This window comes from Microvirga yunnanensis, from assembly GCF_025460875.1.
This window is the reverse complement of the sequence record NZ_JAMXFI010000019.1, coordinates 16,688-43,092: the sequence shown is the minus strand read 5'-3', so window position 1 is coordinate 43,092 and position 26,405 is coordinate 16,688. Positions and strand designations below refer to the sequence as shown.

General features: G+C 66.8%; 22 protein-coding genes. 13 read left to right on the top strand and 9 right to left on the bottom strand.

Features of this window, described 5'->3' with window-relative positions:
* Window positions 1-149: 149 nt before the first annotated feature.
* Both NF876_RS12030 and NF876_RS12025 read left to right on the top strand, forming a co-directional pair.
* Window positions 150-647 carry an MmcB family DNA repair protein gene (locus NF876_RS12030; protein ID WP_262269028.1) on the top strand — a complete coding sequence of 166 codons (498 nt, stop codon included), beginning with the start codon at window positions 150-152 and terminating at the stop codon, window positions 645-647.
* A 120-nt stretch (window positions 648-767) separates the two neighbouring features.
* Window positions 768-1,310: a DUF6790 family protein gene (locus NF876_RS12025; RefSeq protein WP_262269027.1), complete on the top strand. Its 543-nt coding sequence runs from the start codon at window positions 768-770 to the stop codon at window positions 1,308-1,310.
* A gap of 40 nt (window positions 1,311-1,350) precedes the next feature.
* On the opposite strand, the gene NF876_RS12020 is transcribed toward NF876_RS12025, so the two are convergent.
* Together NF876_RS12020 and NF876_RS12015 are read right to left on the bottom strand one after the other, a co-directional pair.
* On the bottom strand, window positions 1,351-1,908 hold the full coding sequence (locus NF876_RS12020; RefSeq protein ID WP_009490768.1) for an ActR/PrrA/RegA family redox response regulator transcription factor: 558 nt from the start codon (window positions 1,906-1,908) through the stop codon (window positions 1,351-1,353).
* An 82-nt stretch (window positions 1,909-1,990) separates the two neighbouring features.
* Window positions 1,991-3,346, bottom strand: coding sequence for an ActS/PrrB/RegB family redox-sensitive histidine kinase (locus NF876_RS12015; RefSeq protein WP_262269075.1), 1,356 nt, complete (start codon window positions 3,344-3,346; stop codon window positions 1,991-1,993).
* A 230-nt stretch (window positions 3,347-3,576) separates the two neighbouring features.
* Between NF876_RS12015 and NF876_RS12010 the strand changes: the two genes are divergently transcribed.
* The 4 genes from NF876_RS12010 (at window position 3,577) to NF876_RS11995 (ending at window position 8,918) form a co-directional block, all read left to right on the top strand.
* On the top strand, window positions 3,577-4,839 hold the full coding sequence (locus NF876_RS12010; protein WP_262269026.1) for a polyhydroxyalkanoate depolymerase: 1,263 nt from the start codon (window positions 3,577-3,579) through the stop codon (window positions 4,837-4,839).
* 76 nt (window positions 4,840-4,915) lie between these two features.
* The gene (locus tag NF876_RS12005; protein ID WP_262269025.1) at window positions 4,916-5,659 is read left to right on the top strand and encodes a M48 family metallopeptidase; all 744 of its coding nucleotides are present in this window, start codon (window positions 4,916-4,918) and stop codon (window positions 5,657-5,659) included.
* Between the two features lie 335 nt (window positions 5,660-5,994).
* Entirely contained in the window at window positions 5,995-7,647 is a 1,653-nt protein-coding gene (locus NF876_RS12000) for a methyl-accepting chemotaxis protein (RefSeq protein WP_373696646.1), read from the top strand.
* A 74-nt stretch (window positions 7,648-7,721) separates the two neighbouring features.
* The gene (locus NF876_RS11995; protein WP_262269024.1) at window positions 7,722-8,918 is read left to right on the top strand and encodes a multidrug effflux MFS transporter; all 1,197 of its coding nucleotides are present in this window, start codon (window positions 7,722-7,724) and stop codon (window positions 8,916-8,918) included.
* A gap of 218 nt (window positions 8,919-9,136) precedes the next feature.
* Here NF876_RS11995 and NF876_RS11990 read toward each other — a convergent pair whose 3' ends face one another.
* Both NF876_RS11990 and NF876_RS11985 read right to left on the bottom strand, forming a co-directional pair.
* The gene (locus tag NF876_RS11990) at window positions 9,137-12,907 is read right to left on the bottom strand and encodes a beta strand repeat-containing protein (RefSeq protein ID WP_262269023.1); all 3,771 of its coding nucleotides are present in this window, start codon (window positions 12,905-12,907) and stop codon (window positions 9,137-9,139) included.
* Between the two features lie 263 nt (window positions 12,908-13,170).
* The gene (locus NF876_RS11985; RefSeq protein WP_262269022.1) at window positions 13,171-15,303 is read right to left on the bottom strand and encodes a transglycosylase domain-containing protein; all 2,133 of its coding nucleotides are present in this window, start codon (window positions 15,301-15,303) and stop codon (window positions 13,171-13,173) included.
* Window positions 15,304-15,450: 147 nt separating this feature from the next.
* Here NF876_RS11985 and NF876_RS11980 point away from each other — a divergent pair, with 147 nt between their 5' ends.
* On the top strand, window positions 15,451-16,704 hold the full coding sequence (locus tag NF876_RS11980; protein ID WP_262269021.1) for a cation:proton antiporter: 1,254 nt from the start codon (window positions 15,451-15,453) through the stop codon (window positions 16,702-16,704).
* A gap of 22 nt (window positions 16,705-16,726) precedes the next feature.
* On the opposite strand, the gene NF876_RS11975 is transcribed toward NF876_RS11980, so the two are convergent.
* Both NF876_RS11975 and NF876_RS11970 read right to left on the bottom strand, forming a co-directional pair.
* The gene (locus tag NF876_RS11975) at window positions 16,727-18,169 is read right to left on the bottom strand and encodes a UdgX family uracil-DNA binding protein (protein ID WP_262269020.1); all 1,443 of its coding nucleotides are present in this window, start codon (window positions 18,167-18,169) and stop codon (window positions 16,727-16,729) included.
* Window positions 18,166-19,380 carry a putative DNA modification/repair radical SAM protein gene (locus tag NF876_RS11970; RefSeq protein ID WP_262269019.1) on the bottom strand — a complete coding sequence of 405 codons (1,215 nt, stop codon included), beginning with the start codon at window positions 19,378-19,380 and terminating at the stop codon, window positions 18,166-18,168. Before NF876_RS11970 ends, NF876_RS11975 begins: the two co-directional genes overlap by 4 nt.
* 269 nt (window positions 19,381-19,649) lie before the next feature.
* Here NF876_RS11970 and NF876_RS11965 point away from each other — a divergent pair, with 269 nt between their 5' ends.
* Entirely contained in the window at window positions 19,650-20,030 is a 381-nt protein-coding gene (locus NF876_RS11965) for a ComEA family DNA-binding protein (protein ID WP_262269018.1), read from the top strand.
* 53 nt (window positions 20,031-20,083) lie between these two features.
* On the opposite strand, the gene NF876_RS11960 is transcribed toward NF876_RS11965, so the two are convergent.
* On the bottom strand, window positions 20,084-20,665 hold the full coding sequence (locus NF876_RS11960) for a PRC-barrel domain-containing protein (RefSeq protein WP_262269017.1): 582 nt from the start codon (window positions 20,663-20,665) through the stop codon (window positions 20,084-20,086).
* Between the two features lie 203 nt (window positions 20,666-20,868).
* Between NF876_RS11960 and NF876_RS11955 the strand changes: the two genes are divergently transcribed.
* From NF876_RS11955 to NF876_RS11945, 3 genes are read left to right on the top strand one after another with little or no spacing between them, the layout of a single operon-like run.
* The gene (locus NF876_RS11955) at window positions 20,869-21,414 is read left to right on the top strand and encodes a TRAP transporter small permease (protein WP_262269016.1); all 546 of its coding nucleotides are present in this window, start codon (window positions 20,869-20,871) and stop codon (window positions 21,412-21,414) included.
* 6 nt (window positions 21,415-21,420) lie between these two features.
* Window positions 21,421-22,728, top strand: a complete 1,308-nt coding sequence (locus NF876_RS11950; RefSeq protein ID WP_262269015.1) for a TRAP transporter large permease — start codon at window positions 21,421-21,423, stop codon at window positions 22,726-22,728.
* A gap of 32 nt (window positions 22,729-22,760) precedes the next feature.
* Window positions 22,761-23,744 carry a TRAP transporter substrate-binding protein gene (locus tag NF876_RS11945; RefSeq protein WP_262269014.1) on the top strand — a complete coding sequence of 328 codons (984 nt, stop codon included), beginning with the start codon at window positions 22,761-22,763 and terminating at the stop codon, window positions 23,742-23,744.
* A 147-nt stretch (window positions 23,745-23,891) separates the two neighbouring features.
* Here the strand turns inward: NF876_RS11945 and NF876_RS11940 are convergent, their stop codons facing one another.
* Window positions 23,892-24,314 (bottom strand): OsmC family protein, encoded by a 423-nt coding sequence (locus NF876_RS11940; protein ID WP_262269013.1) that lies wholly within the window; start codon window positions 24,312-24,314, stop codon window positions 23,892-23,894.
* A 91-nt stretch (window positions 24,315-24,405) separates the two neighbouring features.
* On the opposite strand from NF876_RS11940, the gene NF876_RS11935 reads away from it, so the two are divergent.
* Both NF876_RS11935 and NF876_RS11930 read left to right on the top strand, forming a co-directional pair.
* Window positions 24,406-25,050 (top strand): DUF1345 domain-containing protein, encoded by a 645-nt coding sequence (locus NF876_RS11935; protein ID WP_262269012.1) that lies wholly within the window; start codon window positions 24,406-24,408, stop codon window positions 25,048-25,050.
* Window positions 25,051-25,182: 132 nt separating this feature from the next.
* A complete protein-coding gene (locus tag NF876_RS11930) occupies window positions 25,183-25,722 on the top strand; it encodes a GNAT family N-acetyltransferase (protein ID WP_262269011.1) in 540 nt (179 codons plus the stop codon).
* 17 nt (window positions 25,723-25,739) lie between these two features.
* Here NF876_RS11930 and NF876_RS11925 read toward each other — a convergent pair whose 3' ends face one another.
* Complete coding sequence (locus NF876_RS11925; RefSeq protein ID WP_262269010.1) at window positions 25,740-26,339, bottom strand: DUF2239 family protein; 600 nt, start codon at window positions 26,337-26,339, stop codon at window positions 25,740-25,742.
* Window positions 26,340-26,405: the final 66 nt, after the last annotated feature.

Below are 26,405 nucleotides of genomic sequence, written 5' to 3'. Positions count from 1 at the left end.
GTGACTCGGGTGAGGGCGCTCGCCGCCAGTCTATCGGAGACGCGCGGCGCCGTTGAGTCCCGGGCAAGTGAGTCCCGGGCAAGTGAGACCCGGACAAGCGCGACAACGGGGCCGTTGCAGGCCGGCCGCGGGGGCGTACCCTGGGCTTCATGTCCGATTCGCCCGCCCTTGTTTCCCGCCCCATCGTCCTGCCCACGGATGGCCGCCAATCCACCATCGCCCTCGGAGTCCAGCGCGGCGTGCGCCGCCTGTTCGCGCAGCTCGGCCACGTGAGCCTGCCGGAATTCACCCTCGCCAACGGCCGGCGCGCCGATCTCATCGCGCTTGCCCCCGACGGCGCGCTCACCATCGTGGAGATCAAGTCGAGCGTGGCCGATTTCCGGGCCGACCGGAAATGGCCCGATTACGAGGATTTCTGCGACCGGTTCTATTTCGCCGTGCCCGAGACCGTGCCCTTCGACATCCTGCCGGAGGATCGCGGCCTGATCGTCGCCGACAGCTTCGGGGCGGCGATCGTCCGGGAGGCCTCGCATCATCCGCTCGCGGGCGCCCGCCGCAAGGCCGTGACCCTGCGCTTCGCCCATTCGGCCGCCTCGCTGCTGCATGCCCTCGCCGATCCGGACCGGGTCGCGGACGGACGCCTCTGACCCGCCGCGGGTTCGCGCCACGCGTTTCCTGTGCAAGTCCGTCTTGACGGCGGTTGCGGGACCGGCCGCCTGGCGTCACTCTCCCGCCCATGACCGGATCCGCCGGTCGCGGGGGCGATCATGGAACAGGCCATCCGGCTTCTGCTCAGCAACTTCACGCTCACCCTCTTCGCCGTCGGGCTGGTCGCATCGCTCATCGCCCTGCTGCGCCGCCCGCGACCCTGGACCCGGACGACAATCGTCGAGGCGCTCCTGTCCTGGTTCCTGTTCTTCTCGCTCGGCGTGAGCTTCCTCTACAACTTCGTCATGCATGTCTTCTTCTCGGAGATGGCCGCTGCCTTCATCGGCTGGCAGACCAGCCCGTTCCAGAAGGAGGTGGGCTTTGCCAGCCTCGGCTTCTCCGTGGTTGGGTTCATGGCGTTCAGGGGCGGTCGCGGCCTGCGCCTCGCCGCTCTCGCGGGTCCGGCCTGTTTCCTGTGGGGGGCGGCGGCCGGCCACGTGCAGCAGATGGTGCAGGCGCACAATTTCGCCCCGGGCAATGCGGGCGCGATCTTCTACACGGATGTCCTGCTGCCGGTCTTCGGGCTCGTTCTGCTCCGGATGCGGTACCGTGAGGATCCGCGCCCCCTCGCCCAGGAGCCGTCAGGCGCGTTCTCGCGCTGAGCCCGGCAGAGAGCCGGGCGAGGGCCTGGCGTTCGGGGTGTCAGCGCGGGGCGCGCTTGGCGAGGATGCGCTGCAGGGTCCGGCGGTGCATGTTGAGGCGGCGCGCGGTTTCCGAGACGTTGCGGCCGCAGAGCTCGTAGACGCGCTGGATGTGCTCCCAGCGCACCCGGTCGGCCGACATGGGGTTTTCCGGCGGCAGGGCGCGTTCGCCCGGCTGCGCCATGAGCGCGGCGTGGATCTCGTCCGCATCGGCGGGCTTGGCCAGATAGTCGAAGGCGCCCATCTTCACCGCCGTCACGGCCGTGGCGATGTTGCCGTAGCCGGTGAGGATCACGCCGCGGGCGTCGGGACGGCGGCTTTTCAGACGCTCGATCACATCCAGCCCGTTGCCGTCGCCGAGGCGCATGTCGATCACCGCGAAGGCCGGCGGTTCGCTTTCGATGGCCGCGAGGCCGTCCGTCACGCTTTCGGCCACGCGAACCTGATAGCCGCGGCCTTCCATGGCGCGGGCGAGACGGGTCGAGAACGGCCGGTCGTCGTCGACGATCAAGAGGCTCTTGTCGGCGCGATCTTCGAACGCGGCAGGCGCATCGGCCATCAGAATATCTCCTTGCATGTTGGGCTTTAACTCCCTCATGAGCGAGCCTGTCCGGCTCCTTTCTCATATGGGAATCCTTCCCCTAGCCTTGGAGAGACAGCGTGGACTCTCCCTGCGGCGAAATTGCCGCACCTCGTTCAAACGCATGACGGGGCCAAACGATCCGTGCGATGGCCCCCGAGGCCGGCGGCGCGGCGTTCGTCAGGGTCAGTTCCGCCCCCGAGCGCTCGATGAGGGTCTTGGCGATGAACAGGCCGAGCCCCAGGCCGCCGCCCTCCTCGCTGTCCTCCGTCCGCTCGGCGGCGCTGCGGGTGGTCACGTAGGGCTCGCCCACCCTGAGCAGGATATCGGGCGCGTAGCCCGGGCCGTCGTCCCGGATCTCGATGAAAACCTCGTGAGGGGACCAGAACGCCTCGATGGTCACCCGGCTTTCGGCGAAGTCCGTGGCGTTGTCGAGGATGTTGGACAGGCCGTAGACGACCCCCGGATTGCGCCGCCCCATGGGTTCCGGACCCTCGCCCCGCGTCTCGACCTGCACGTCGAACCCCACGGCGCGCTGCGGCTCGACGATCTCCTCCACCAGATGGCTCAGGGAGATGGTCTCGAGAAATTCCGATTCCTCCTCCTGGCCCATGGAGGTGAGCTTGGTCAGGATGGTGCGGCAGCGCTCCACCTGCTCCTGCAGGAGCCGCAGGTCCTCGCCCACCGGCCCGTCCTTGGGCATGGCGTGGCTCAGCTCCTTGGTCACCAGGGCGATGGTGGCCAGGGGGGTTCCGAGTTCGTGGGCCGCCGCGGCCGCGAGGCCGTCGAGCTGGGACAGGTGCTGCTCCCGCGCGAGGACGAGCTCCGTGGCGGCGAGCGCCTGGGCGAGCTGCCGGGCCTCCTCGGCGACGCGCCAGGCATAGATGCCCGTGAAGGCCGTGCCGAGCACGATCGCCGTCCAGATCCCGGTAACGTAGAGGAACGGCAGCGTGAAGCTCTGCGCCGGAGACCAGGGCAGAGGCTTATGGGCGAGCACCAGCAGCGTCGCGCAGCCGATGGCCAGGAGGCCGAGGCCGAGGGTCCGCTCCGGGGTGAGCGCCGTGGCCGAGATGAGCACGGGCGCCAGGAACAGCATGGCGAAGGGGTTTTCCAGCCCGCCGGTCAGATAGAGGAGCCCCGCCAGTTGCAGGATGTCGAAGGCGAGGAGCGCCGTGGCGATGGTGTCGCTGAGCCGGTGGCTCGCCGGGTATTGGATCCGCAGGAGCAGGTTGACCCAGACCGAGGCGCTGATGACCAGGAAGCAGAGGGCGAAGGGCAGAGGGAAGCCGAGCCCGAACCGGACCCCGGCGACGGCGGCCGCCTGACCCGCGATGGCGAGCCAGCGCAGGCGAACGAGGGTGTCGAGGCGCAGGTGCCGGGCGTGGTGGGTCAGGCTCTTCTGGTCGATCTTGGACATCACCGAACAGAATAGGGTGGCCTCAACGTTCGCCAAGCATCCGGCCTTGGACTATCGTCCTATCGACGACTTCGGCGGCGGTCTGAAACCAAAGTATGTAGTTCGTTTTCGCAGTGGAGGAGCTAGTCTGTTGCAATAATCTGAAGGAACTTTAATCTTAAAATTACGGTTGAGGATAAAGCCTACCGCGTGATGCGAGAACCAGGCACCCGGCCCTTGGGGACAGTTAGATGAATTTTTCCTATGTATGGTACGATACCGCGCATTGGCTTTTGAGTCCGGCTCGCGCAGCTTCCGATATCACCAAGCACTTTTTCGACAATCCCGACAATCCCCTCACGAACACGCCCTACGGCCGGACCGTTTCGGCGGCCTGCGAGCTGTTCGAGCGCACCACCCGGCGCTATGGCAAGCCCACCTTCGACCTGCCTACGACGGTGATCGGCAACGAGGAGGTGGGGGTCACCGAACGGATCGTCTGGGAGCGCCCCTTCTGCCGCGTCATTGCCTTCGAGCGGGATCACGCCCGGGCCGAGGACCAGCCGAAGCTCCTGATCGTGGCCCCCATGTCGGGCCATTACGCTACGCTTTTGCGCGGCACGGTCGAAACCTTCCTGCCGACCCACCGGGTCATGATCACCGACTGGGCCGACGCCAGCATGGTGCCCCTGGCCGAGGGCCGGTTCGATCTCGACGACTACATCGACTATCTCAAGGCCATGTTCCGGGACCTCGGCCCGAACTTGAGCGTGATGGCCGTGTGCCAGCCGGCCGTGCCCGTCATCGCGGCGGTCGCCCGCCTCGAGGCCGAGAACGACCCTCTCGTTCCGCGCTCCATGATCCTCATGGGCGGGCCCATCGACACCCGCCGCTCGCCCACCGCCGTGAACCGGCTGGCCGAGGAGCGCGGCATCGACTGGTTCCGCCAGCACTGCATCACCAAGGTGCCGCCGTCCCACCCGGGCTTCTGGCGCGACGTCTATCCGGGCTTCCTGCAGCTGTCCGGCTTCATGGCCATGAACATCGACCGGCATCTCACGGCCCATTACGAGATGTTCAACCATCTCGTGGAGGGCGACGGCGATTCGGCCGAGAAGCACCGGGACTTCTACGACGAGTATCTCGCGGTCATGGACCTGACCGCCGAGTTCTACCTGCAAACGGTCGAGACGGTGTTCGTCAATCACGACCTGCCCAAGGGCGAGATGATGCACCGGGGCCAGCCGGTGGACCTGATGGCCATCCGGCGCTGCGCCATCATGGCGGTCGAGGGCGAGCGGGACGACATCTCGGGCGTGGGCCAGACCCTGGCGGCCCTGGACTTGACCCCCAACCTTCCCTCCGACAAGAAGCTCTATCATCTCCAGGCCGGGGTCGGTCACTATGGCGTCTTCAACGGTTCTCGTTTCAGGGCTCAGATCGCTCCTCGAATCGTTGAATTCATTGAGAATCACAGCCGAGAACCAGCCCGGACGAAGCCGTCAAGGGCATGATCCTGTTCTTGATACGTTCTTAGGAGCGGCAAACGGCTGCGCTGACAGAATCAGCCTGACAGGGCAGATTGCGGACATGAAATCCGCCCTGTTCCGCCGCGTTCCTGCGGACCCGCCTCATCTCAAAGTCGTCCACGAAGGCCAGACCTTCAAGGTGGCCCTCAAACGTCGTCCGACCGCCAAGCGGATCACGCTGCGCGTCTCCAACGCGACCGGCGAGGTCGTGCTCAGCATCCCCGAGCGCACCGATGTGGGGCTCGCCCAGAAGTTCGCCGACAGCCACAGCCAGTGGATCGCCACGCGGCTCGCCAAGGTGCCGGAGCGGGTGCTCTTCGAGCCGGGCGCCCTCGTGCCCTTTCGTGGCGTGCCCCACCGGATCGTCCACTGGTCGGCGATTCGCGGGGTGACCCAGGCGGCCCGGAGCGCCACGGGCGAGCCGGTCATCGCGGTCGCCTGCGAGGCCGCCCACGTGGCCCGGCGGGTGCGGGACTTTCTCGAGGCGGAGGCCAGGAAGGACTTTGCCGCCGCCGTGAAGAAGCATACGGCCCAGCTCGGCCAGCCGGCCAAGCGCATCACCGTGCGCGACACCAAGAGCCGCTGGGGCTCGTGCTCGGCCAACGGAGCGCTCAACTTCTCCTGGCGGCTGATCATGGCGCCGCCCTTCGTGCTCGATTATCTCGCCGCCCACGAGGTGGCGCATCTGCGCGAGCTCAACCATTCCAGCCGGTTCTGGAGGCTCACGCACCAGCTCTGCCCGCGCACGGACGAGGCGGAGGAGTGGCTCAAGACCTACGGCAGCGCCCTGCACCGGATCGGGTGAGGACTGCCGAGCCCGTCGATCGACACGAGCCTCTCCGTCATCACCGGCCTTGTGCCGGTGATATCGAGCGGAAAAGCGTGGCGTTCCACAGGATCGGGATGGCCGGGACGAGCCCGGCCACGACATGCGCAGGATGGCTCCCACCGCGGTTTTGCCCGTCTCCATTGTTTCCATTGGACAATTTATCGGTTTCTTAACTGCTGCCCCGCAGACATGCCGTTAGGGCAATAGACCTGACCTTCGTCGATCCGGCCGCTTCCTCGAGAGCCAGACGCACGGCCGGTCGGCAGGGGCAAGATTCCAATGGCACTGAAAAATTTTCGATCCCGCAGAAGGTGATCGCGGTCGTCTCCCTCATGGGACTGGTCGCCGCGGTGATCGCGGTCGTGGGCTGGCGCGAAACCTCCCGGCTCAAGGACGCGATGGAGATCGTCGGCCCGCGCGAGGAGGCCGCCCGCGAGGCCATGGACCTGCGCGTCGACATCATCGCCATCAGCCGCATGACCTACCAGGTCGCCCTGCAGCCGACCAAGGCATCCGACTTCGGCGCCGAAGCCGAGCGCCGCACGAGGGAGATGCTCGACCGGTTCAAGAAGCTCGAGGCGGTGGCTGATTCCCAGGAGAGGCTCCTGCTCGGCCAGATGCGGGGATCCCTGAACGCCTATTTCGACGTCATCCGGACCATGATCGCGGTAGCGGCCTCCGGCAAAGGCACCGACCCGGCCGTCATGGCCGCCGAGGTGGATAAGGGACTCGCGTCGCAGCGCAGCGTCACCGACACGGTGAAGGCCTACAGCACCTACACGGCCAAGAAGCTCGCCGACATGCGCGCGGCCGCCGAGGACAGCGCCAATGGCGCCGTCCGGCTCCAGATCGGCGTCGCGGCCGCCGGCATCGCGCTCGGCGTGCTGATCAGCCTCCTGATGACGAAGGTCAGCATCGTGGCGCCCCTGCGCAATCTGACCTCGGTCATGCGCCGGCTCGCCGACGACGATCTGGCGGCCGAGCTGCCGTCCGGCAACCGCAGCCGCGACATCGGCCAGATGATCGAGACGGTCCAGGTGTTCAAGGACCGTATGGTCCGCAACAAGGCCCTGGAGCTCGAGGCGATCCAGGCCCGGGAGGCGTCCGAGGTCCAGCGCAAGCGCATGATGACCGAGCTGGCCGAGACCTTCGACGGCGCCATCGGCGAGATCATCGAATCGGTCTCGACGGCGGCTGGCCGCATGCAGGCCACGGCCGAGCAGCTGACCAATTCCGCCCAGGCCACGTCCTCGCGCTCCACGGCCGTGGCGGCCGCCGCCGAGCAGACCTCGGCCAACGTGCTCGCCATGTCGAGCGCCACCGAAGAGCTCGGCGCCTCCGTGGGCGAGATCAGCCGCCAGGTCGAGCAGTCGGCCGTCATGTCCCGCGAGGCCGTGCAGGCCGCGACCCTGACGACCGAGATCGTCTCGCAGCTGAGCGCCGCGGCCGACCGGGTCGGGGCCGTGATCGACATGATCTCGGCGATCGCCGGCCAGACCAACCTGCTGGCCTTGAACGCCACCATCGAAGCCGCCCGCGCCGGCGAGGCCGGCCGCGGCTTCGCCGTAGTGGCCACCGAGGTGAAGTCGCTCGCCGACCAGACCTCCAAGGCCACGGCCGACATCTCGAGCCAGATCGCCGCGATCCAGACCTCGACCTCCAAGGCCGTGGAAGCGATCAGCGGCATCACCCAGCGCATCCAGGCCATGAGCGATGTGTCCGGCAGCATTGCCATGGCGGTGGACCAGCAGGGCGCCGCCACCCGGGAGATCGTCGCCTCGGTCAACCAGGCCTCGGCGGGAACCGGCGAGGTGACGGCCAATATCAGCCGGGTGGCCCAGGTGGCCGAGGCGACGGAGGTCGCGGCCCATCAGGTGCTGACGTCCTCCTCGGCTCTCGTGGGCCAGGCCGAGCACCTGCGCAACCAGGTCAACGACTTCCTGGCGACCGTCCGGGCAGCTTAGGAACCGCCAAATCAGATGACAGGTGCGCCGATTTCGGCTTAACCGGGCGTGCCTGTCACCGACGAAACCGTCTCATGCTCAAACCCGACACGCTGGCCCTCACCGTCGTCCTGGCCCTGCTCACCGCGCTGGGTCCCCTGTCGACGGACATGTATCTGCCATCGCTCCCGGCGATCGCCGCGGGCCTGAACGCCACGACCGGGCAGACGCAGCTCACCCTGTCGGCCTTCCTCCTCGGCTTCGCGGCCGGGCAGTTCTTCTACGGGCCGGTATCCGACCGGATCGGACGCAAGCCGGTGCTGCTCTTCGGTCTCGGGCTCTTCACCCTCGCGAGCCTGATCTGCGCGCTCTCGCCCACCATCGAGACCCTGATCGGCGCGCGCTTCCTTCAGGCGCTCGGTGCTTCGGGACCCATCGTGCTCGGGCGCGCCATCGTGCGCGATTTCTACGAGGGGCCGCGCGCCGGGCGCGAATTGTCGCGCATGGGCACGATCATGGGCGTGGTGCCGGCTGCGGCTCCCGTTCTCGGCGGGGTCATCGAGCGCTTCACCGGCTGGCGCGTGACCTTCGGGGCCATGATCGTCTGCGGCATCGCGCTCGCCGCCACGATCCTGTGGCGCATGCCCGAAAGCATCCGCCGGAAATCGGACGTGCCGATCTCGTTTCCGGCGATCCTGCGCGGTTTCGGGCTCCTGCTCGGCCATGCCGGGTACCGGACCTATGTGGGCCTGTCGATGCTCACCTATGGCGGGCTCTTCGCCTTCATTTCGGGCTCGTCCTTCGTGCTGCAGAAGATCTACGGCCTCGACGAATTGTCCTTCGCGTTCTCGTTCACCTTCGTGGTGGCGGGCTTCATGACCGGCACCACCCTGGCGCAGCATCTCGTCGGCCGCTACGGGCTCGACGGCACCATCCGGATCGGCGTGACGTGCCTCGCGCTCGGCGGCCTGACCATGCTGTGCCTGGTGCTGGCGGGGGTGCGGTCCTCGCTCGCCATCAGCGCCCCCATGGCGATCTACGGGGTGGGCGTCGGCCTCACCATGCCGCAATCCATGGCCTCGGCGCTGATGCCCTTTCCGGACTGGGCCGGCGCGGCCTCGTCCCTGCTCGGCATCTGCCAGATGACCTTCGCGGGCGTGGTGGGCATTCTCCTCGGCCACAATCTCGACGGCTCCGCGCTTCCCCTGCCGGCCACCATCGCGGCCACGGGCGTGCTGGCGCTCGGCCTCTTCCTGGCCACGGGACGGGCTCGTCGGGGAAAGCCCGGCTGATGGCTCTGCCGCGGACGGCGCCTGTCGGGCGCCGCCCGGATCTAGAGCATCGGACGGACCCAGAGGGCCGCGTCAGCGACCCGAAGGGCCACGCCAGTGAAAAGTGGATCCGGTTTTCCGTTCTGACCGATGCTCTCATCCAAGAAGAAAGCATCGGATGGATCCCAAAAGTGCAAGTCCACTTTTGGGTCCGATGCTTTAGCCGGATCGATGGTCAATCAGACGATGAAGAAGCTGGCATAGGTCAAGGCCGGCTTGGTGCCCGCATTCGTGAAGGTCGCGATGTGGACCTGGCTGGCGCCACCCGTCCCGTCGGCGTCGTAGTAGAGCTCGCCCTTGGCCTGGTCGTAGATGACCCGATCCTCTTTTCCCAGGGCCTTCGTGCCGAGGACGAAGTCGCTCGCCTTCAACCGGCCGAGATCGGAGGTCTTGAACCCCGTGAAGGTGCTCAGGGACAGATAGACGCGGTCGTATTCCGCGACCTTGAAGTCCTGAATCAGGTCAGGGCCGGCCGTGCCCGGCGTGCTGCGCTCGAACAGGAAGATGTCGGCCCCCTTGCCGCCGGAGAGAACGTCCGTCCCGGCGCCGCCGCTCAAGGTGTCGTTCCCGGTTCCGCCCGCGATCGTGTCTGCGCCGCTGCCGCCCCTGATCAGGTCGGAGCCGTCGGTCCCGGTCACCGTCTCGGGATTGACGTCCTGGATCTTGATCGTGAAGTCCTTGACCTTCCGGACCGAGCCGTCGGTCACCGCGACGGTGACCTTGAACGAGGTGAGCTGCTCGTAATCGATCTTGGCGTTGTTCTTGACGCGCAGCTGGTTGTCGACCAGCTCCACGCGCCCGCCGCCGTCGTTGAGCAGGGTGTAAGTGCGCTGGCCCTGGCCCGGAAGAGTCGAGGACAGGGTGCCGATGATCTGGCCGACGGCGCTGTGTTCGGCGACCGCGGTGCCGGACAGCAGGATGTCGAGGGGCGCCGGGTTCGCATCCGTCACCTTGATGGCGATGGTGCTCGAAACCTTGCCGCCATAGCCGTCCGATGCGACGACGCCGTAGCTGAAGGTGGCGTCGCCGGTCACCTGGATCAGGGACGGGTCCCTGACCTGGATGGTGCCGTTGACGATTTCGAAGCGGCCGTCGGCGCTGACGCGCCCGTTCGTTCCGCCGAGCGCGTTCGTGAAGGCAAAGGTGACTGGATCGTTGTCGGCATCGGTCGAGGAGAGCGTGCCGGCGACCGCATGGGCGGCCGACGTCTCGGAGATCGTGCCGCCGGCGAGAAGGGGCGCCGTCGGCCCGTGGTTGACGTCCGCCACATGGATCGCGATCGAGCCCGAGGTGGTGCCGCCGTGACCGTCCGTGGCCGTGACCGCGTAGGTGAAGGTCTGGTTGCCCTCGACCTGGACGAGCGACGGATCGTTGACCACCACGATGCCGTTGACGATCTTGAAGCGCCCGTCGGCGCTGACGAGCCCCGACGAATCGGGCTGCGCCCAGTCGAACGTGATGGTCAGGGCATCGCCGTCCTGATCGGTTGCCGTCAGGGATCCGACGGTCAGGTCCATCGTCAGCCTGTCGGAGATGTCGCTGTGCGACAGAACCGGTGCAGTCGGCGCATGATTGACATACCCGGTCGCGACGGAATTCACCGTGGCGACGCTGGCCGCCGTGGCCGTCGCGCCGCTCGCATCCGTGACCGTGATCGCGAACGTGGTCGTCTCGATGGAACCGCTCTCCGCCAGGGGACGGTCGGTCGGATTGAACAGGAGCGCGGCAATCGCCGTGCGCACCTGCGCGAGGGTGCCGGTGACCGTGAACGTGCCCGTGGCCGCATCGTAGGCGCCGCCCTGGACCGGGACCAGCGCGCCCTTTCCGGCGTCGTCGAGCCGGATGCTCACGGTCAGCACGTCGCCGGCATTCGGTTCGTTCACCCCGAGAAGGGTGAACGGCGCCACGAGGTCCGTGTTTTCCGTGTCGGCCATCGTGAAGGTCTGCGGCACGAAGGAAATCGTGGGAGCGCGGTTGGCCGTCACGCTCGTCACGGAGACGTTCGCGTTGGGCGTGGCCGAGGCCCCTTCCCCATCGGTGAGCGTGATGGCGAAAGCCGTCGTCAGGGCGTTTCCCGCCGCATCGTTCGGCCGGTCGAAGGGATCGTGGACGAGGCCGCGCAGGGCGTTCTGGACCTGCTCCGCGGTGCCCGTGACCGTGTAGCGTCGCTCCTGGGCATCATAGGTGCCGATGCCGAGATGGGTCAGCGCGCCGTAGCTGTTGTTCAGGCTCACGACGGCCGTGACGCTGGCGCTGTCCGCATCCGTGATGGTGACGGACGTGAATTCCCTGACGGTCTCGGTGTCGGCGATCGTCAGGTTCACCGGCGACGCGAGCCCGCCGATCTCGGGCACCGCGTTGGTCCCGGCGATGCTGCCTTCGCCGACGAACTGGATGCGCTCGATATTGGCAAGCTTCGTGCCGTCGTAGTTGCGGACCGAGATGATGACCGTATCGGTGCCGCCCGTCGCGCCGTTGAGTTCGACCGCAAGGTCGCCGAGATCGTCGATGTAGAAGACGTCGTTGCCGTCGCCTCCGATCATGGTGTCGCGGCCGGCGGCGCCGTTCAGGGTGTCGTTGCCGCCTTTCCCCGTCAGGACATTGTTCAGGCCGTTGCCCGTCAACGACACGCTGCTGGAGGTCTGAGCGGTCAGGTTCTCGATGCCCGCCTGGAGCGTGTACGTGGACAGATAGGTTTCGATGGTGTCTGTGCCGCCGGCATCGACGAGCACGTCGTCGCGGTCTCCGGTCACGTAGGTATCGTTGCCGAGGCCGCCGACGAGCGTATCCGTGTAGCCGTCGCTGCCGGCGAGCGTATCGTTGCCGTCGCCGCCGGACAGGGAGTCGCTGCCGCCGAAGCCGACGATGTAATCGTTGCCGCCACCGCCCGAGATGGTGTTGTTCAAGGCGCTGCCGAAGATCGTGTCGTTCCCGTTCGATCCGATGAGCGAGCCGATCTTGAAGATCGTGTCAGTGGCATTTCTGACGCCGTTGTAATATTCGTCGACCCAGCCATTGCCGAGATCGGCCTTGATGGCTCCCAGGGACGCGCTGAGATCCTCATAGGTGAGCGTTGTCGATCCATTGCCGGTGATTCGGTTCACGCTCGGGGCAGACAAGGTGCCGTTCGCCATTCCGCCATGCACGGTGTCGTTGCCCAACGTGGCCACGATCGTGGTCGAGGCACCCGCATAGAGGACGTCGTTTCCGAGGCTGCCGTCGATGGTTGAGGCGAACCTGCCGCCGTAGATGGTGTCGTTGCCCTCGCCGCCGATGAGGCGGGTCACGTTGACCAGCGTGTCTTCGCCCTGTCCCGAGGCCCGGCCGGTGGACAGATCGGCATGGATCGTCTCCGTGCCGATATAGATCACCGTACCGTTGACGAGCGTGTCGTTCCCCGCGCCGCCGACCAGCGTATCGTCGTTGCCGCCGCCGGTCAGGGTGTCGTCGCCCTCGTTGCCGTAGATGTACCAGCCCTGCAGGGAATTGCCCGCATAGATCACGTCGCCGGCGGTCGAACCGTAGACCTCCTCGAAATTGAGCAGGGTGTCGAGATCGCCCCACGTGTCCGTGCCGGTGAGCGACTCGTAGGTCGTGTCCCCATAGGTCCAGGCCGAATCGCTCAGGTTGAGCACGATGCCCGCACCGCCCGTCTCCTCCCGATAGGAGAGGGTATCCCAGTCGATGCCTCCGTCGAGGGTGTCGTTCCCGGCGCCGCCGATCAGCAGGTCGTTGTCGATGTCGCCGTGAAGCTCGTCGCCGGCCAGACCGCCCCAGAGCGTATCGTAGCCCTCGGCGCCGTTGATCGTGACGGATATCGGGGTTTCCGGAGTGCCGAGCTCGTTGTCGTCGGCATTGCCCTGAATCACCGAGGCGGCCGTTAGGGTGCTCGCTGCGTCCGGCACCAGACGGGCTGGCAGGATCCCGGTGACTTGGATGGGTGAGGTCATGATCCGTTCCTCTCGTCGATGGTGCCGTCGATCCGCTTCGCGAAACGCGGATCACGATCGATGCAACGATGGATCATATCTAAACCATCCGATGTGCAAGCTCCTTGGACAAAGAGGGTCGGCCTGGCAAAAACACACGATGGGTTTGCAAGAATGACTGCTCCTTCAATCCCCGCTGACAAACCGCGGGAATTTGGCAACTCCAGCGTGCAGAAGGCCGGTCCCGACCCTGGCGCGAGGACCGGGCCGTGCCGGAAGCCGGCTCAGAGCCCAAACAGCTTCTCGAAGAAGTTCTTCTCGCGGCTGGCGCGCCGCTGCGGCGCGGGCTGGGGCGGGATCCAGGCATTGTCGCCGGTTCCCGCATTGGCATAGCGCGGATCGGGGCCGGCATTGGCCACCGGCACGTCGTCCCGGAACCGCTCGCTGCCCGGAAGCGGCACGGGCTGCTTGTCCTTCAGGGCCACCTTCATGAAATTGTGCCAGATCTCGCTCGGCAGATTGCCGCCGCTGACCCGCTTGGTGAGCGTGCCGTCGTCGTTGCCGAGCCAGACCCCCGCCACGAGATTGCCCGTGAAGCCCACGAACCAGGCGTCCTTGAAGTCGTCGGTGGTGCCGGTCTTGCCTGCCATGGCCCAGCCGGGAACCTGCGCCGACCGCGCCGTGCCGACCACGAAGGTGTTGTGCATCATCTCGTTCATCATCGCGACCGCGTTGGCGTCGATGACGCGGCCCAGGCCGCCGGAGCCCGGGCGCTTGTAGATCAGCTTGCCGTCCGTGGTCTTCACCTGCGAGATCACGTAGGGCACGACCCCCGTGCCGCCGTTGGCGAAGGCCGCGTAGGCGCTCACCAGTTCGAGGGGCGTCACCTCGGAGGTGCCGAGCGCCAGGGAGCCGTTGGCCTGCAGGGGCGACGAGATGCCGAGCCGCTGCGCGGTCTGCACCACGTTCTTCGGCCCGACCTCCATGTTGAGCTTCACCGCGATGGTGTTGAGGGAGAGCGCCAGCGCATCGCGCAGGGCGATCGGCCCGCGATACTTGCGGTCGTAGTTCTTGGGCGCCCAGCCGCCGAAATTGACCGGCCCGTCCTCGAGGACCGTGTCGGGCGTATAGCCCCGCTCCACGGCGGTCAGATAGACGAAGGGCTTGAAGGACGAGCCCGGCTGCCGGCGGGCCGTGGTGGCCCGGTTGAACTGGCTCGTCTCGTAATTGCGGCCGCCCACCAGGGCCTTGACCGCGCCGTCCGGCTGCAGGGCCACGAAGGCGCCCTGGCTCACGTTGAATTTCTGACCCTTGGCGTCGAGCTCCTCCACCAGGACGCGTTCGGCCGTCGTCTGCAGGGAGGGTTCGATGGTGGTCGAGACCACGATGTCGGATTCGACGTTGCCGACGAAGTCGTCGAGCACGTCCATCACGTAATCGGCCGCGTAATTGGCCGAGCCGGCCCCGTTCGCACGCACCGGCTCGGCGGGCGCCCCGAGGGCCGTCTTGGTCATGCCCGGCGTGATGAAGCCGATCTCGTTCATGGCCGCGATCACCAGCTCCGCGCGGGCCTGAGCGCGCTCGGGATTGCGGTTGGGGGCCAGACGCGACGGCGACTGCACGAGGCCCGCCAGAACGGCCGCCTCCGAGAGCGACACGTTGCGGGCCGACTTGCCGTAATAGCGCTGGGCGGCCGCCTCGACCCCGTAGGCGCCGGCGCCGAAATAGACCCGGTTCAGGTAGAGCTCGAGGATCTGGTCCTTCGAGTAGTTGCGCTCGAGCCAGAGCGCCAGGATGGCTTCCTGGATCTTGCGCGAGGCGGTGCGCTCCTGGGTCAGGAACAGGTTCTTGGCAAGCTGCTGCGTGAGGGTCGAGCCGCCCTGCAGGCCGCCCTTGTGGGCCAGGTTGCGGTAGACCGCGCGGGCGATGCCCGTCGGGTCGATGCCGAAATGGTCGTAGAAGCGCCGGTCCTCGATGGCCACGAAGGCCTTGGGCAGGTAGGGCGGCAGCTCCTTGAGCGTGACGGTGCGCCCGCCGGTCTCGCCGCGGTTGGCGAGAAGCGAGCCGTCGCTGGCCATGATGGCGATGTTCGGCGGGCGCTTGGGCACCGTGAGCTGATCGATGGGCGGCAGCTGCGAGGCGTAATAGGCCACCACGCCGCCGACCCCGATGACGCCCCAGAGACACAGCACCAGCCCGGCATAGACGAGCTTGCTGAACAGGGAACGGCCACCCTTGCGCTTGGCTTTTCTGGGCCTCGCGGGACGGCGCGGCCCGTCGCCGCCGTTCGAAGAAGCCCGCCTGCGCGCCATCGTTCCCCCTGCCCGGTCCTCGGGCGAAAGGCGAAAGTCCAGCCCGCCCGCTTCGCCAGCGGGCGCATCGAAGACCGGCTCCCGCCGGTCACGTCCGTTCGCCACCTCTAAAAACCCCGCATCGACATGACCGGTATATCGTCCGGCCTTTCATGCTCTGGAGCACCCTAATTGTGGCAGTTTAAGGGGCGGTTAACGGGGATTAACGCTTCCGCCGCGGAACTGCCGAGTTCGGGCGGCGTTCGCCCGCTGATGAATGCTTATGTCGTCGTGCTGGCGGGGTTCGGCGTGGTGGTGCTGCTCACCGCCTGGCTCCCCATGGTGCTCAAGGAACTGCCTCTGTCCCTTCCGATCTTCTGCGTCGGGCTCGGAGCGCTGATCTTCGCCTTCCCCGAGCTTCCGGGCGTCATGCCGCACCCCGGCGAGGAGCTCGCCATCGTCGAGCATCTCAGCGAATTCGTCGTCATCATCTCGCTCATGGGGGCCGGCCTGAAGATCGACCGGCCGTTCGGATGGAAGCGATGGCGGCTGACCTGGCGGCTGCTCGGCATCGCCATGCCGCTGACCATTCTCGGCCTCGTCTGGATGGGTCAGCAGATGCTGGGCCTGAGCCTCGCCGCTTCCCTGCTGCTGGCCGGCGCGCTGGCGCCCACCGATCCGGTGTTGGCGAGCGACGTGCAGGTCGGCCCGCCCATGGACCGGGAGGAGGACGAGGTACGCTTCACCCTCACGTCCGAAGCCGGCCTCAACGACGGCCTCGCCTTTCCCTTCGTGCTGCTCGCCATCTCCCTCACGCAGGAGGGAGGCGTGACCGGCATCGCGGAGTGGTTCGTCTACGCGGTGGCGTGGAAGATCGCGGCCGGAATCGGCATGGGATACGGGGTCGGACGGGCGCTCGGCTGGCTCACCTTTCACCTGCCGAATCGGGCCAAGCTCTCGCGGACCGGGGCCGGATTCGTGGCGCTCGGCATCACCTGCATCGCCTATGGTTTGACCGAGATGGTGAGGGGCTATGGGTTTGTCGCGGTGTTCGTGGCCGCGCTGGCTCTGCGCGCTACGGAGCCGGAGCACGAATACCATCAGAAACTGCACGACTTCGCCGAGGAGCTCGAGCGGCTCATGATGATGGTGCTGCTCGTCCTGTTCGGCGGAGCGATCACGGGAGGCGACCTCTTCGACGCCCTCACGTGGCAGGCCGCCGCCTATGCGTTCCTGGCGATCTTCGTCGTGCGGCCGCTTGCGGGCTGGATCGGGCTGATCGGAACCCATCCGCCCTCCGGCGAAAAGGCGGCCATCGGCTTCTTCGGCATCCGCGGCATCGGCTCGGTCTATTATCTCGCCTATGCCATGGGCCATGCGAAATTCGATGACGGTCATCTTCTGTGGAGCACGACCGGGTTCATCATCCTGGTCTCCATCGTGCTCCACGGCATCACGGTCACGCCGACCATGAGGCGGCTCGATCTGCGGCGCAAGCTCGCCGAACGCACGGCCGCGAGGGCCTAGAGAGAGCCCGGTCCGGCGAGGGCTATTCGGCCGCCAGCGGCAGCTCGCCGGTCTCCAGATCGGCCCGGGCGAGATCGCGGATGCGCCGCAGGTCGTTCAGGAACGCCTCATAGGCCTCCCGCTTCGTCGCCTCGTCGGGGAGGCGCAGCAGGTACGAGGGATGCACGGTGACGTAACCCTCGTAGGGCCCGAGCCGCGCCCGTCCGCGCGAGCGGGTGATCGGGGTCGCCTTGCCGGTGAGCGCCAGCAGGGCGGTGGCGCCGAGCGCCACGACGAGCTTCGGCTTCACCAGCTCCAGCTCCTTCATGAGCCAGGGCCGGTAATGCTTCACCTCGCCGGCCGTGGGCTTGGCGTGGATGCGCCGGTGGCCGCGCTGCTCGAATTTGAAGTGCTTCACCGCGTTGGTGAGGTAGGCCTGCTCGCGGTCGATGCCGGCTTCCTTCATGGCCTTTGTCAGGAGCTTGCCCGCGGGTCCCACGAAGGGGCGTCCCTGCAGGTCCTCCTGGTCACCCGGCTGCTCGCCCACGAAGACGATCTCCGCATGAGCGGGCCCTTCGCCGAACACGGCCTGGGTCGCGCCGGGCACGAGCGGTCCCGCCTTGGCGATGATGGCGTTGAGCTCCGCCAGGGTCTTCGGCTCCTGATCCCACATGGCCTCAAGAGCGCGCTCGGGGGTGCGTTTGGTGGGCATCGTCGCCTCCTGTTCGATCATCCGTTCAACGCGCTGCGAGGCGGTTTGGATCAGGCCGGGAATCGCCGCGGTCTCGGGCATGTTGCGCCAGTACTTCTTCGGCATCTCGGCGCGCATGGCGGTCGGGTTCACCCGGGCCGGGTTGAACACGCTCTCGTAATAGCCGCGCCAGCCCTCCTCGAAGCTGTCCTCGGCGGGCGCGTCCTCGCGCTGCCCCGGCGGGCCGAAGGTCAGGGCCGCGCGGTCCCACCGGACGGACCCGATGGGCGTGAGAATGGTCCAGTCCATGGAGCGGAAGCGGTCGACGAAGAAGGGCGCCGCCGCCTCCAGGATGAAGTGCTCGGGTTCGAACCACGCGGCGAAGCGTTCGAGATCCCCGCCGGTCATTCGGCGGAAGCGCACGAAGGCGTGCATCTTGTGCAGGTCGCGCCGCACGGAGCGCGCCATCAGGTCGATCCGGTGGACCAGGGGATCGCTGGCGATCTCCAGCAGGTCGCGCTCGCCGTTCAGCACCCGCCACACGAGCTGGTAGAGCAGGGCGTAGCGTTCCGGGTCGGTGTGGCAGACCACGGGTTCGATGAGCCGCGCCACGCCCTTCGGGATCGAGATCGCGGGCGCGTCGCCCGCGACGTCCCGGCCGAACAGGGCCGGTGCTTCGTCACTCTCGAAGACGACGTGCTGCGGCGCCAGCTCCTCGGCGACGAGCCACCGGACCGACCGGCGAAAGCCGTCGAGGTCGGCGCCGGCCTTGAGGGTGATGCGGTGCAGATTCATCCGAACAGGCTCAGCTGTTCCGGCTTCTCGATCAGCCTCTCGCGCAGGTCGAGGGTATCGAGCCTGGCTTTCGGATGATGATCGGCCGTGATGAGGAACGGCTTGGCGCGCTTGAGGCCCGAGGTGAGGCGCGCGACGTCCTCCAGCCGCAGGCTCGTGTGCCTGCGTGCCACCACGATCTTGTCGACCGCCCGGGCACCGAGGCCCGGCACGCGCAGCAGCATCTCCCGGTCGGCCCGGTTCACGTCGACCGGGAAGCGATGGCGGTTCTTCAGCGCCCAGGCGAGCTTCGGATCCACGTCGAGATCGAGCATGCCCTTCTCGCCCCCGGAGGCGATCTCGTCCACGTCGAAGCCGTAATAGCGCAGCAGCCAATCGGCCTGGTAGAGCCTGCTCTCGCGCATGAGCGGGGGCGATTTCAGGGGCAGGATGGCGCTCGAGTCCGGGATCGGGCTGAAGGCGGAATAATAGACGCGCTTCATGTCGTAATGGCCGTAGAGCTTGGCCGAGGTGCGCAGCACGTCCGCGTCCGTGGTCTCGTCCGCACCGACGATCATCTGGGTGGTCTGGCCCGCCGGCGAGAAATGGCGGCGCTCCTCGCGGGCCTCCTCGATGCGTTCGAACATCTGCGCCATGGCGGTCTCGATGGAGGCACCGTCCTTTTCGGGCGCCAGACGCTCCAGGCTCCTTTCCGTCGGCAGTTCGAGGTTGATGGACAGGCGGTCGGCCCACAGCCCTGCCTCCTCGATGAGCCAGGGGCTCGCCTCGGGGATCGTCTTCAGGTGGATGTAGCCGCGAAACCCGTGGTCGCGCCGCAGCTTCTTGGCCACGAGCAGCATCTGTTCCATGGTGTAGTCCGGCGAGCGGATGATGCCCGACGACAGGAACAATCCCTCGATGTAGTTGCGCTTGTAGAACTCGACGGTGAGCGTCACCACCTCGTCGACGGAAAACTTCGCCCGCTTCACGTTGGAAGAACGCCGGTTCACGCAATAGGCGCAGTCGAACAGGCAGTAATTGGTGAGCAGGATCTTGAGCAGCGACACGCAGCGCCCATCCGGCGTATAGGCGTGGCAGATGCCGCTTCCCTCGGTCGAGCCGAGCCCGCCCAAATCCGCCTTGCGCTTGGGCGCCCCGGAGGAGGAGCAGGAGGCGTCGTATTTGGCCGCGTCCGCCAGGATGCGCAGCTTCTTCGAAAGCTTCTCGTCCATGGTCTTCCAGCAGGTTGTTCGTGTTTTGTTCTAGCACGGTCGTGGAGAGAAGGCGAGGTCCGGGAGAGGGACGGGAGGTCGCATCGCCGGAGGGCCCAGGCGCCGAAATCCTGGCCTGGCGCCGGGTGGATGAGGACGGAGCGCGATAGGCGCGTCCCGATCATGAACCTGGGAAAACGGATCGTTCAGGGACCGATCTGCGTTGATTGTGTAGGTTGATGAAGCCGGACCGAACGCCTTCAGAATGGGTCCGGCCAGAGGAGGTTACGATGCGCCTGTCCCATTTCGGAGCGCTGGTCGCTCTCGGATCCCTGCTTGCCTCTCCGGTTCTCGCGCAGACGGCCGCCCCCGGGGCCGCCTCGCCGGGCGCGGCCGCGAAGCCGCCGATGACCGCTCCGGCCCCGGCCGCGGGCGCGGGCGCGGCCAAGCCGATGCCCGGCACGACCGCCTCCACGAGCGCCCTGATCGACATCAACACCGCGCCCAAGGATCAGCTCGACAAGCTGCCCCAGATCGGGGAGGCCCGGGCCGAGGCGATCATCAAGGGGCGGCCCTACAAGGCGAAGAACGAGCTCGTGGACAAGAAGATCATCCCGCAGAACGCCTATGATGCGATCAAGGACCGGATCATCGCGCACCAGAAGTCGTGAGAGGTCGACAAGAAAGGGGCCCGGCGGGCCCCTTTCTCGTTCGGTGATCCGCCTTAGCGGCTGTACTTGAACTCCGGGGCAGCCTTCAGCTGATCCTTCGTCATGTCCAGCATGGCATGGTCGGGAGCCGACCGGTTCACGTTGGCATTCGCCGCATTGGCGTTCGACGCGGTCGAACCGGTGGTCGCCGGCGCGGTCGTGGTCGTGCCGGCCGTCGTGCCGGCATTGTTGCCGCTCATGCCGGCCGTTCCGGTCGTGGTGTTCGACGCCGTCGCATTGGCGCGCGGCTCGTTGACGAACTTGATCTGGTCGAAGGGGACGGCCACGTCGTGTTCGCCCATGCCGAGGAACCCGCCGACGCCGATGACGACGGCCTGGATCTTGCCGCTCTGATCTACGAGAACCTCGCTGATGTCGCCGACCTTCTCGTTGTTGTTGTTGTACACGTCCAGGCCCTCGAGCTTGGACGCGCGCCATTGTCCCGGCTGCTCCTGGGTCATCCAGTTGCCCGTGGACATGGACGACGACGCGGCGCTCGGGCTGGCCGACGAGCTGGAGGGCTGAGTCTGGGCAAGAGCCGGGGCCGACGCCAGGGCCGTCCCGAGGAGCGCCAGCACAAGATGCTTCGAAGCCATGTATTCCTCCTGATTGATCCGTGACGCGCGGTCACTTCTCACCTCTCAACGGCGAAGTTGATGATTGGTTCTGTCGGGACGATGGGCACTTTTCGAGGTTCTGCCCAATGCCTGGGCAAGCGGCGGCAAGGAAGCGCTTGCACCCGCCGTGAATGCCCCTAGACTTGGCCAAGCTTCCCTGCCGAACGCCCGAAACGGACTGCATGATCCGCACCTTCCTCGATGGTCTCTACCGCGTCTCAGGCTACCTTGCGGGCCTGTTCCTCCTCGTGATCTTCCTGCTGATGATGGGCCTCTCCCTGGGCCGTGGCATTGGCGTCAACATCCCGGCCGGCGACGATCTCGCCTCCTGGTCCATGGCCGCGATGGCGTTCCTGGGTCTCGCCCACACCTTCCGCTCCGGCGAGATGATCCGGGTCGGCCTGCTCACGGACCGCGTGCGCGGCCGGACCCGCTGGTGGCTCGAGATGTTCTCGCTGGTGATCGGCCTCGGCTTCGTGGGCTTCTTCGCCTGGCACGCGGTCGTGCTCACCTACGACAGCTGGCGCTTCAACGACATGGCGCAAGGCGTGCTGGCGATCCCGCTCTGGATTCCGCAGATCGGCTACGCGGCCGGCCTGGTGATCCTGTTCATCGCCTTCGTCGACGAGTTCGTCCACGTGCTGCGCGGCGGCGATCCGCGCTACGAGAAGCCGCCCGCCACCACGGCCGAAGAGGTGGTGGAGCGCGCGATCCAGAGCGGAGTGTAGGACGTCATGGAACTCATCGAGATCTCGGGGCTGCTGCTCCTGCTTCTTGCCGTGCTCCTCGCCGGCGGCGTCTGGATCGCCATCGCGCTCATGGCCTGCGGCTGGGTCGGCATGCAGTTCGTCGGCGGGGGCATTCCGGCGGGCTCGGTGCTCGCCACCACGATCTGGGGCAATTCCGCCTCCTGGACGCTCGCGGCGCTCCCGCTTTTCATCTGGATGGGCGAGATCCTGTTCCGCACCAGGCTGTCCGAGGAGATGTTCCGCGGCCTCGCGCCCTGGCTCAACTGGCTGCCGGGACGGCTCATGCACGTGAACGTGCTCGCCTGCGGGATCTTCGGGTCGGTCTCCGGCTCGTCCGCCGCCACCTGCGCGACGGTGGCCAAGATCGCCCTGCCGGAGCTGAAGAAGCGCGGCTACGACGACATGGTGAGCCTCGGGAGCCTGGCGGGCGCCGGCACGCTCGGGATCCTCATCCCGCCCTCCATCACCATGGTGGTCTATGCGGTGGCGGCCAACGTGTCGATCATCCAGATCTTCCTCGCGGGCTTCCTGCCCGGGCTGCTCGTGATGGCTCTCTATTCCGGCTACATCGCCGTGTGGTCGCTCGCCAACCCGCAGAAGTCGCCGCCGCCCGAGCCGACGATGAGCTTCCGCGAGAAGCTGAAGGAATCGACCAACCTCATTCCGGTCGCGCTCCTGATCGCGCTCGTCTTCCTGACCCTGCTGCTCGGCTGGGCGACCGCGACGGAATGCGCCGCCTGGGGCGTGCTCGGCTCGCTCGCCATCGCCTGGTGGTCGGGGTCGCTGTCCTGGGACTCGTTCTGGGCCAGCGTCATGGGGACGACGCGCATCACCTGCATGATCATGCTGATCCTGGCCGGCGCCTCCTTCATGTCGACCTCGATGGCCTATACGGGCATTCCCCAGGCGCTCGCCTCCTGGGTCGACAGCCTGCACCTCTCGCCCTATGCGCTCATCGCGGCGCTCACGGTCATGTACATCCTGCTCGGCACGGCCCTCGACGGCATCTCGATGATCGTGCTGACCACCGCGGTGGTGATCCCGATGGTCAAGACGGCGGGCTTCGACCTGATCTGGTTCGGCATCTTCCTGATCCTGGTGGTCGAGATGGCGGAGGTCTCGCCGCCGGTCGGCTTCAACCTGTTCGTGCTGCAGACCATGTCGGGAAAGGATTCGAACACGGTGGCGCTGGCCTCGCTGCCCTTCTTCTTCCTGCTCGTCGCGGCGGTCGCCATCATCACGGTGTTCCCGAGCATCGTGATGGTGCTGCCGCAGATGGCCTTTCCGGATTAGCCTCGTTCATGACAACAAGAGGGAGACGAACGATGAGACACATGACGCGCTTCGGCCTGAGCCTCGCGGGAGCCCTGCTCATGGCAGCGCCCGCGCTGGCGCAGACCAAGTGGAACCTGCCGGCCGCCTATCCGCCGGACAACTTCCACACCGAGAACCTCAACGCCTTCGCCAAGGACGTGGCCGACGCGACCGGCGGCAAGCTGCAGGTCACCGTCCATGCGAACGCCTCGCTCTTCAAGGCGCCCGAGATCAAGCGCGCGGTGCAGACCGGACAGGCCCAGGCCGGCGAGGTCCTGATGTCCCTGCACGAGAACGAGGATCCGGTCTACGGCCTCGACGTGGTGCCGTTCCTCGCCACCTCGTTCGATCAGGCGAAGAAGCTCTGGGACGTGCAGAAGCCGGCCATCGAGAAGAAGTTCGCCAGCCAGGGCCTGATGCTGCTGTTCGCCGTGCCGTGGCCCCCGCAGGGGATCTTCGCCAAGAAGGACATCGCCACCGTCGAGGATCTGAAAGGGGTGAAGTGGCGCTCCTACAATCCCGGCACCGCCCGCATCGCCGAGCTCGTCGGCGCGCAGCCGGTCACGGTCCAGGCGGCGGACCTGCCGCAGGCGCTCGCGACGGGCGTGGTCAACACCTTCATGACCTCGGGCGCCACGGGCTACGATTCGAAGGTGTGGGAATCGCTCTCGCACTTCTACGACACCCAGGCCTGGATCCCGAAGAACCTGACCTTCGTCAACAAGGCGGCCTTCGACGCCCTCGACAAGCCGACCCAGGAGGCCGTTCTGAAGGCCGCCAAGACCGCCGAGGAGCGGGGCTGGAAGACTGCTCAGGACAAGACCAAGTGGTACGTCGACCAGATGACCGCGAAGGGCATGAAGGTGCAGCCCCCGAGCCCCGAGCTCAAGGCGGGCCTGCAGAAGGTCGGCGAGCAGCTGACGCAGGACTGGCTGAAGAAGGCCGGCCCCGACGGGCAGGCCATCATCGACAGCTACAAGAAGGCCGCGATGTAGGGGCCCTCGGCCCTTCGATGTCATGGCCGGCCTCGGGCCGGCCATTTCGATTGCCTGGAACGCGGCGCTTCCCGGATCGGGATCACCGGGACAAGCCCGGTGATGACGTTGAGAGGGGTATGAGGCGGTGACGGCGTTAGGCAGGGCTCACGCCAGCGTGAAGTCCATGGTGATCTCGGCGTTGAGCACCTTGGAGACCGGGCAGTTCTTCTCCGCCGCGCGGGCGAGTTCCTCGAACTTGGCCCGGTCGATGCCCGGCACGTTGGCGGTGAGCGTCAGGGCCGATTTCCGGATCGCGAAGCCGCTGCCCTCCTGCTCGAGGGAGACGACCGCTTCCGTGGCAAGCTCCGTGGGCGTGAAGCCGGCACCCTGGAGCTGGAAGGCGAGCGCCATGGTGAAGCAGCCGGCATGGGCGGCGGCGATCAGCTCCTCCGGGTTCGTGCCCTTCTCGTTCTCGAATCGGGTCTTGAAGGAATACGGCGTCGAGGACAGCACGCCGGAATCGGACGTGAGATGGCCGCTGCCATCCTTGCCCGTGCCCTGCCAAACGGCTCTTGCCTTGCGGTTCATCACGATCTCCTTTGTGTGGATAGGCTTGGTGATCTAGGACAGGTCGTGTCAGGCTCCAGAGGTCTCGTCCCATTCGGATCGCAGGTGTGTGATGTGGATTCCCATGCAGGCCCGCCTGCGTCCGAGGCTTCTCGGCTCCGCCCTCGCAGCGCTCCTGGTCTTCGCGCTCCTGCCGGCGTCCTGGCCGGTGAATTCCCGGATGCTCGTGGCCTGGGACATCGGCGTGGCCTGCTATCTCGTTCTCGCCTGGACCATGGCCCTGCGCTCCTCCACGACCCAGATGCAGGAGCGGGCGGCCCTGGAGGACGAAAGCGCCGTCGTCGTGCTCGTTCTGACGCTCGCCGCCTCGGTAGCGAGCCTCGCGGCCATCGCGGTCGAACTGACCAACATCCAGGCGACCCCGGCCGATCAGCAGGGATTCCACCTGACCATCGCGGGCCTCACCATTCTGTGCTCGTGGTTCTTCGTGCACACGATCTACGCCATCCATTACGCGCACGAATATTATGGCGACAAGGGTGAGCGGCGGGGCTTGGCTTTTCCCCACGAGGGCCGGCCGGATTACTGTGATTTCCTGTATTTCTCGTTCAACCTGGGTGCGGCGGCGCAGACCTCGGACGTGGTCATCGTGGCCCGGCGCATGCGCCGTCTCGTGCTGGCCCATACGATCCTGTCGTTCCTGTTCAACACGACGATCCTGGCCCTGGCGGTGAATGTGGGGGCCGGCTTGCTGTAAGGGGCCCGCTCACCCTCGGGGCCGGCATCCGAGGCGTCTGGGTCCTTGCAGGACCACGACCGTTATGCAGAGATCGTCGGACGCCGCGCGCTGCGCTCTGCGGCGCAGGAAAGGTCCCAAACGATCGAACCGATGCGCACAGCCACTTCAGCCTCCTTGTCCGTCCCGATTCTCGAGACCGAGCGCCTCGTTCTGCGCGGGCACAGAATCGGCGACTTCGCCGATTGCCTCGCCCTCTGGACCGATCCGGAGATAACGCGCTTCATCGGCGGCAAGCCGTCCACGCAGGAGGAGGTCTGGTCCCGGCTGGTGCGCTATGTCGGACATTGGACCCTGTTGGGCTTCGGCTATTGGGCCGTGACCGAGAAGGACGGCGGCCGTTTCGTGGGAGAAGTCGGCTTCTCGGATTTCCGGCGCGTGATCGAACCGCCCCTCGACGGCATTCCGGAGATCGGCTGGGTGATCGCGCCGCACGGCCACGGCAAGGGCTACGCGACCGAGGCCGCACGCGCCGCAATCGCCTGGGGCGAGGGGCATTTCGGCCCCGTGCGCACCGCCTGCATCATTGCACCGGAGAACGAGCCGTCGATCCGGGTGGCGGAGAAATGCGGCTACCGGGAATTTCGCCGCACCACCTACAAGGACAAGCCGACCATCATGTTCGTGCGATAGGGGCGGCGTCCGTCGTCTCACGTTTCGGCCGGTTTGTCCGCGAAGGCCGGGCCCGACAGTCTCTCGGCATGGGCCCGGATATCCTTCGGCCACAGCCGGATCAGGGCCATGAACAGCGTCCGGTCGCCGGCAAAGAGGGCGCGCGAGGCCTCCTCGAAGGCGGCTTCGTTCCCCGCCAGAATCGCCATGAAGCGATAAAGCGCCTCCCGGGCCTGCCGGACGCGGTCCTGGCCTTCGCTGCCCCGCCGCGCCTCCTCGACCAGCTTGCGCAGGGCGACCGACGCGCCGCCCGGCTGCCCGTTGAGCCAGTCCCAGTGCCGCGGCAGCAGCGTCACCTCCCGGGCGACGACCCCGAGCCTGGGCCGGCCCGGCCCGCGCGGCTCGAACGGGCCCGGGCCGGTGTCGGACCGGTCGCTCAGCCGGTTGCGCACATCCTCCGGGGTGCCCCGGAAATCCACCTCCACGACGTGGCAGGTCTCATCGTCGAGAACGACCACGGGCTCCGTCTCGCCGCGATCCAGCGCCGTCTTGGCCGCTTCGGCGACCGCCGGGAGCGGGCCCGACCGGATCAGGCGCGCGCCGGCGAAGGCCGTGTAGGTCTTGAGGTTTTCACCCATGTTGTCCTCGTCCGTCGTGGAGCCGACTTTTATCCGGGTTAAATTACGCCGTCAATACATCCGGGT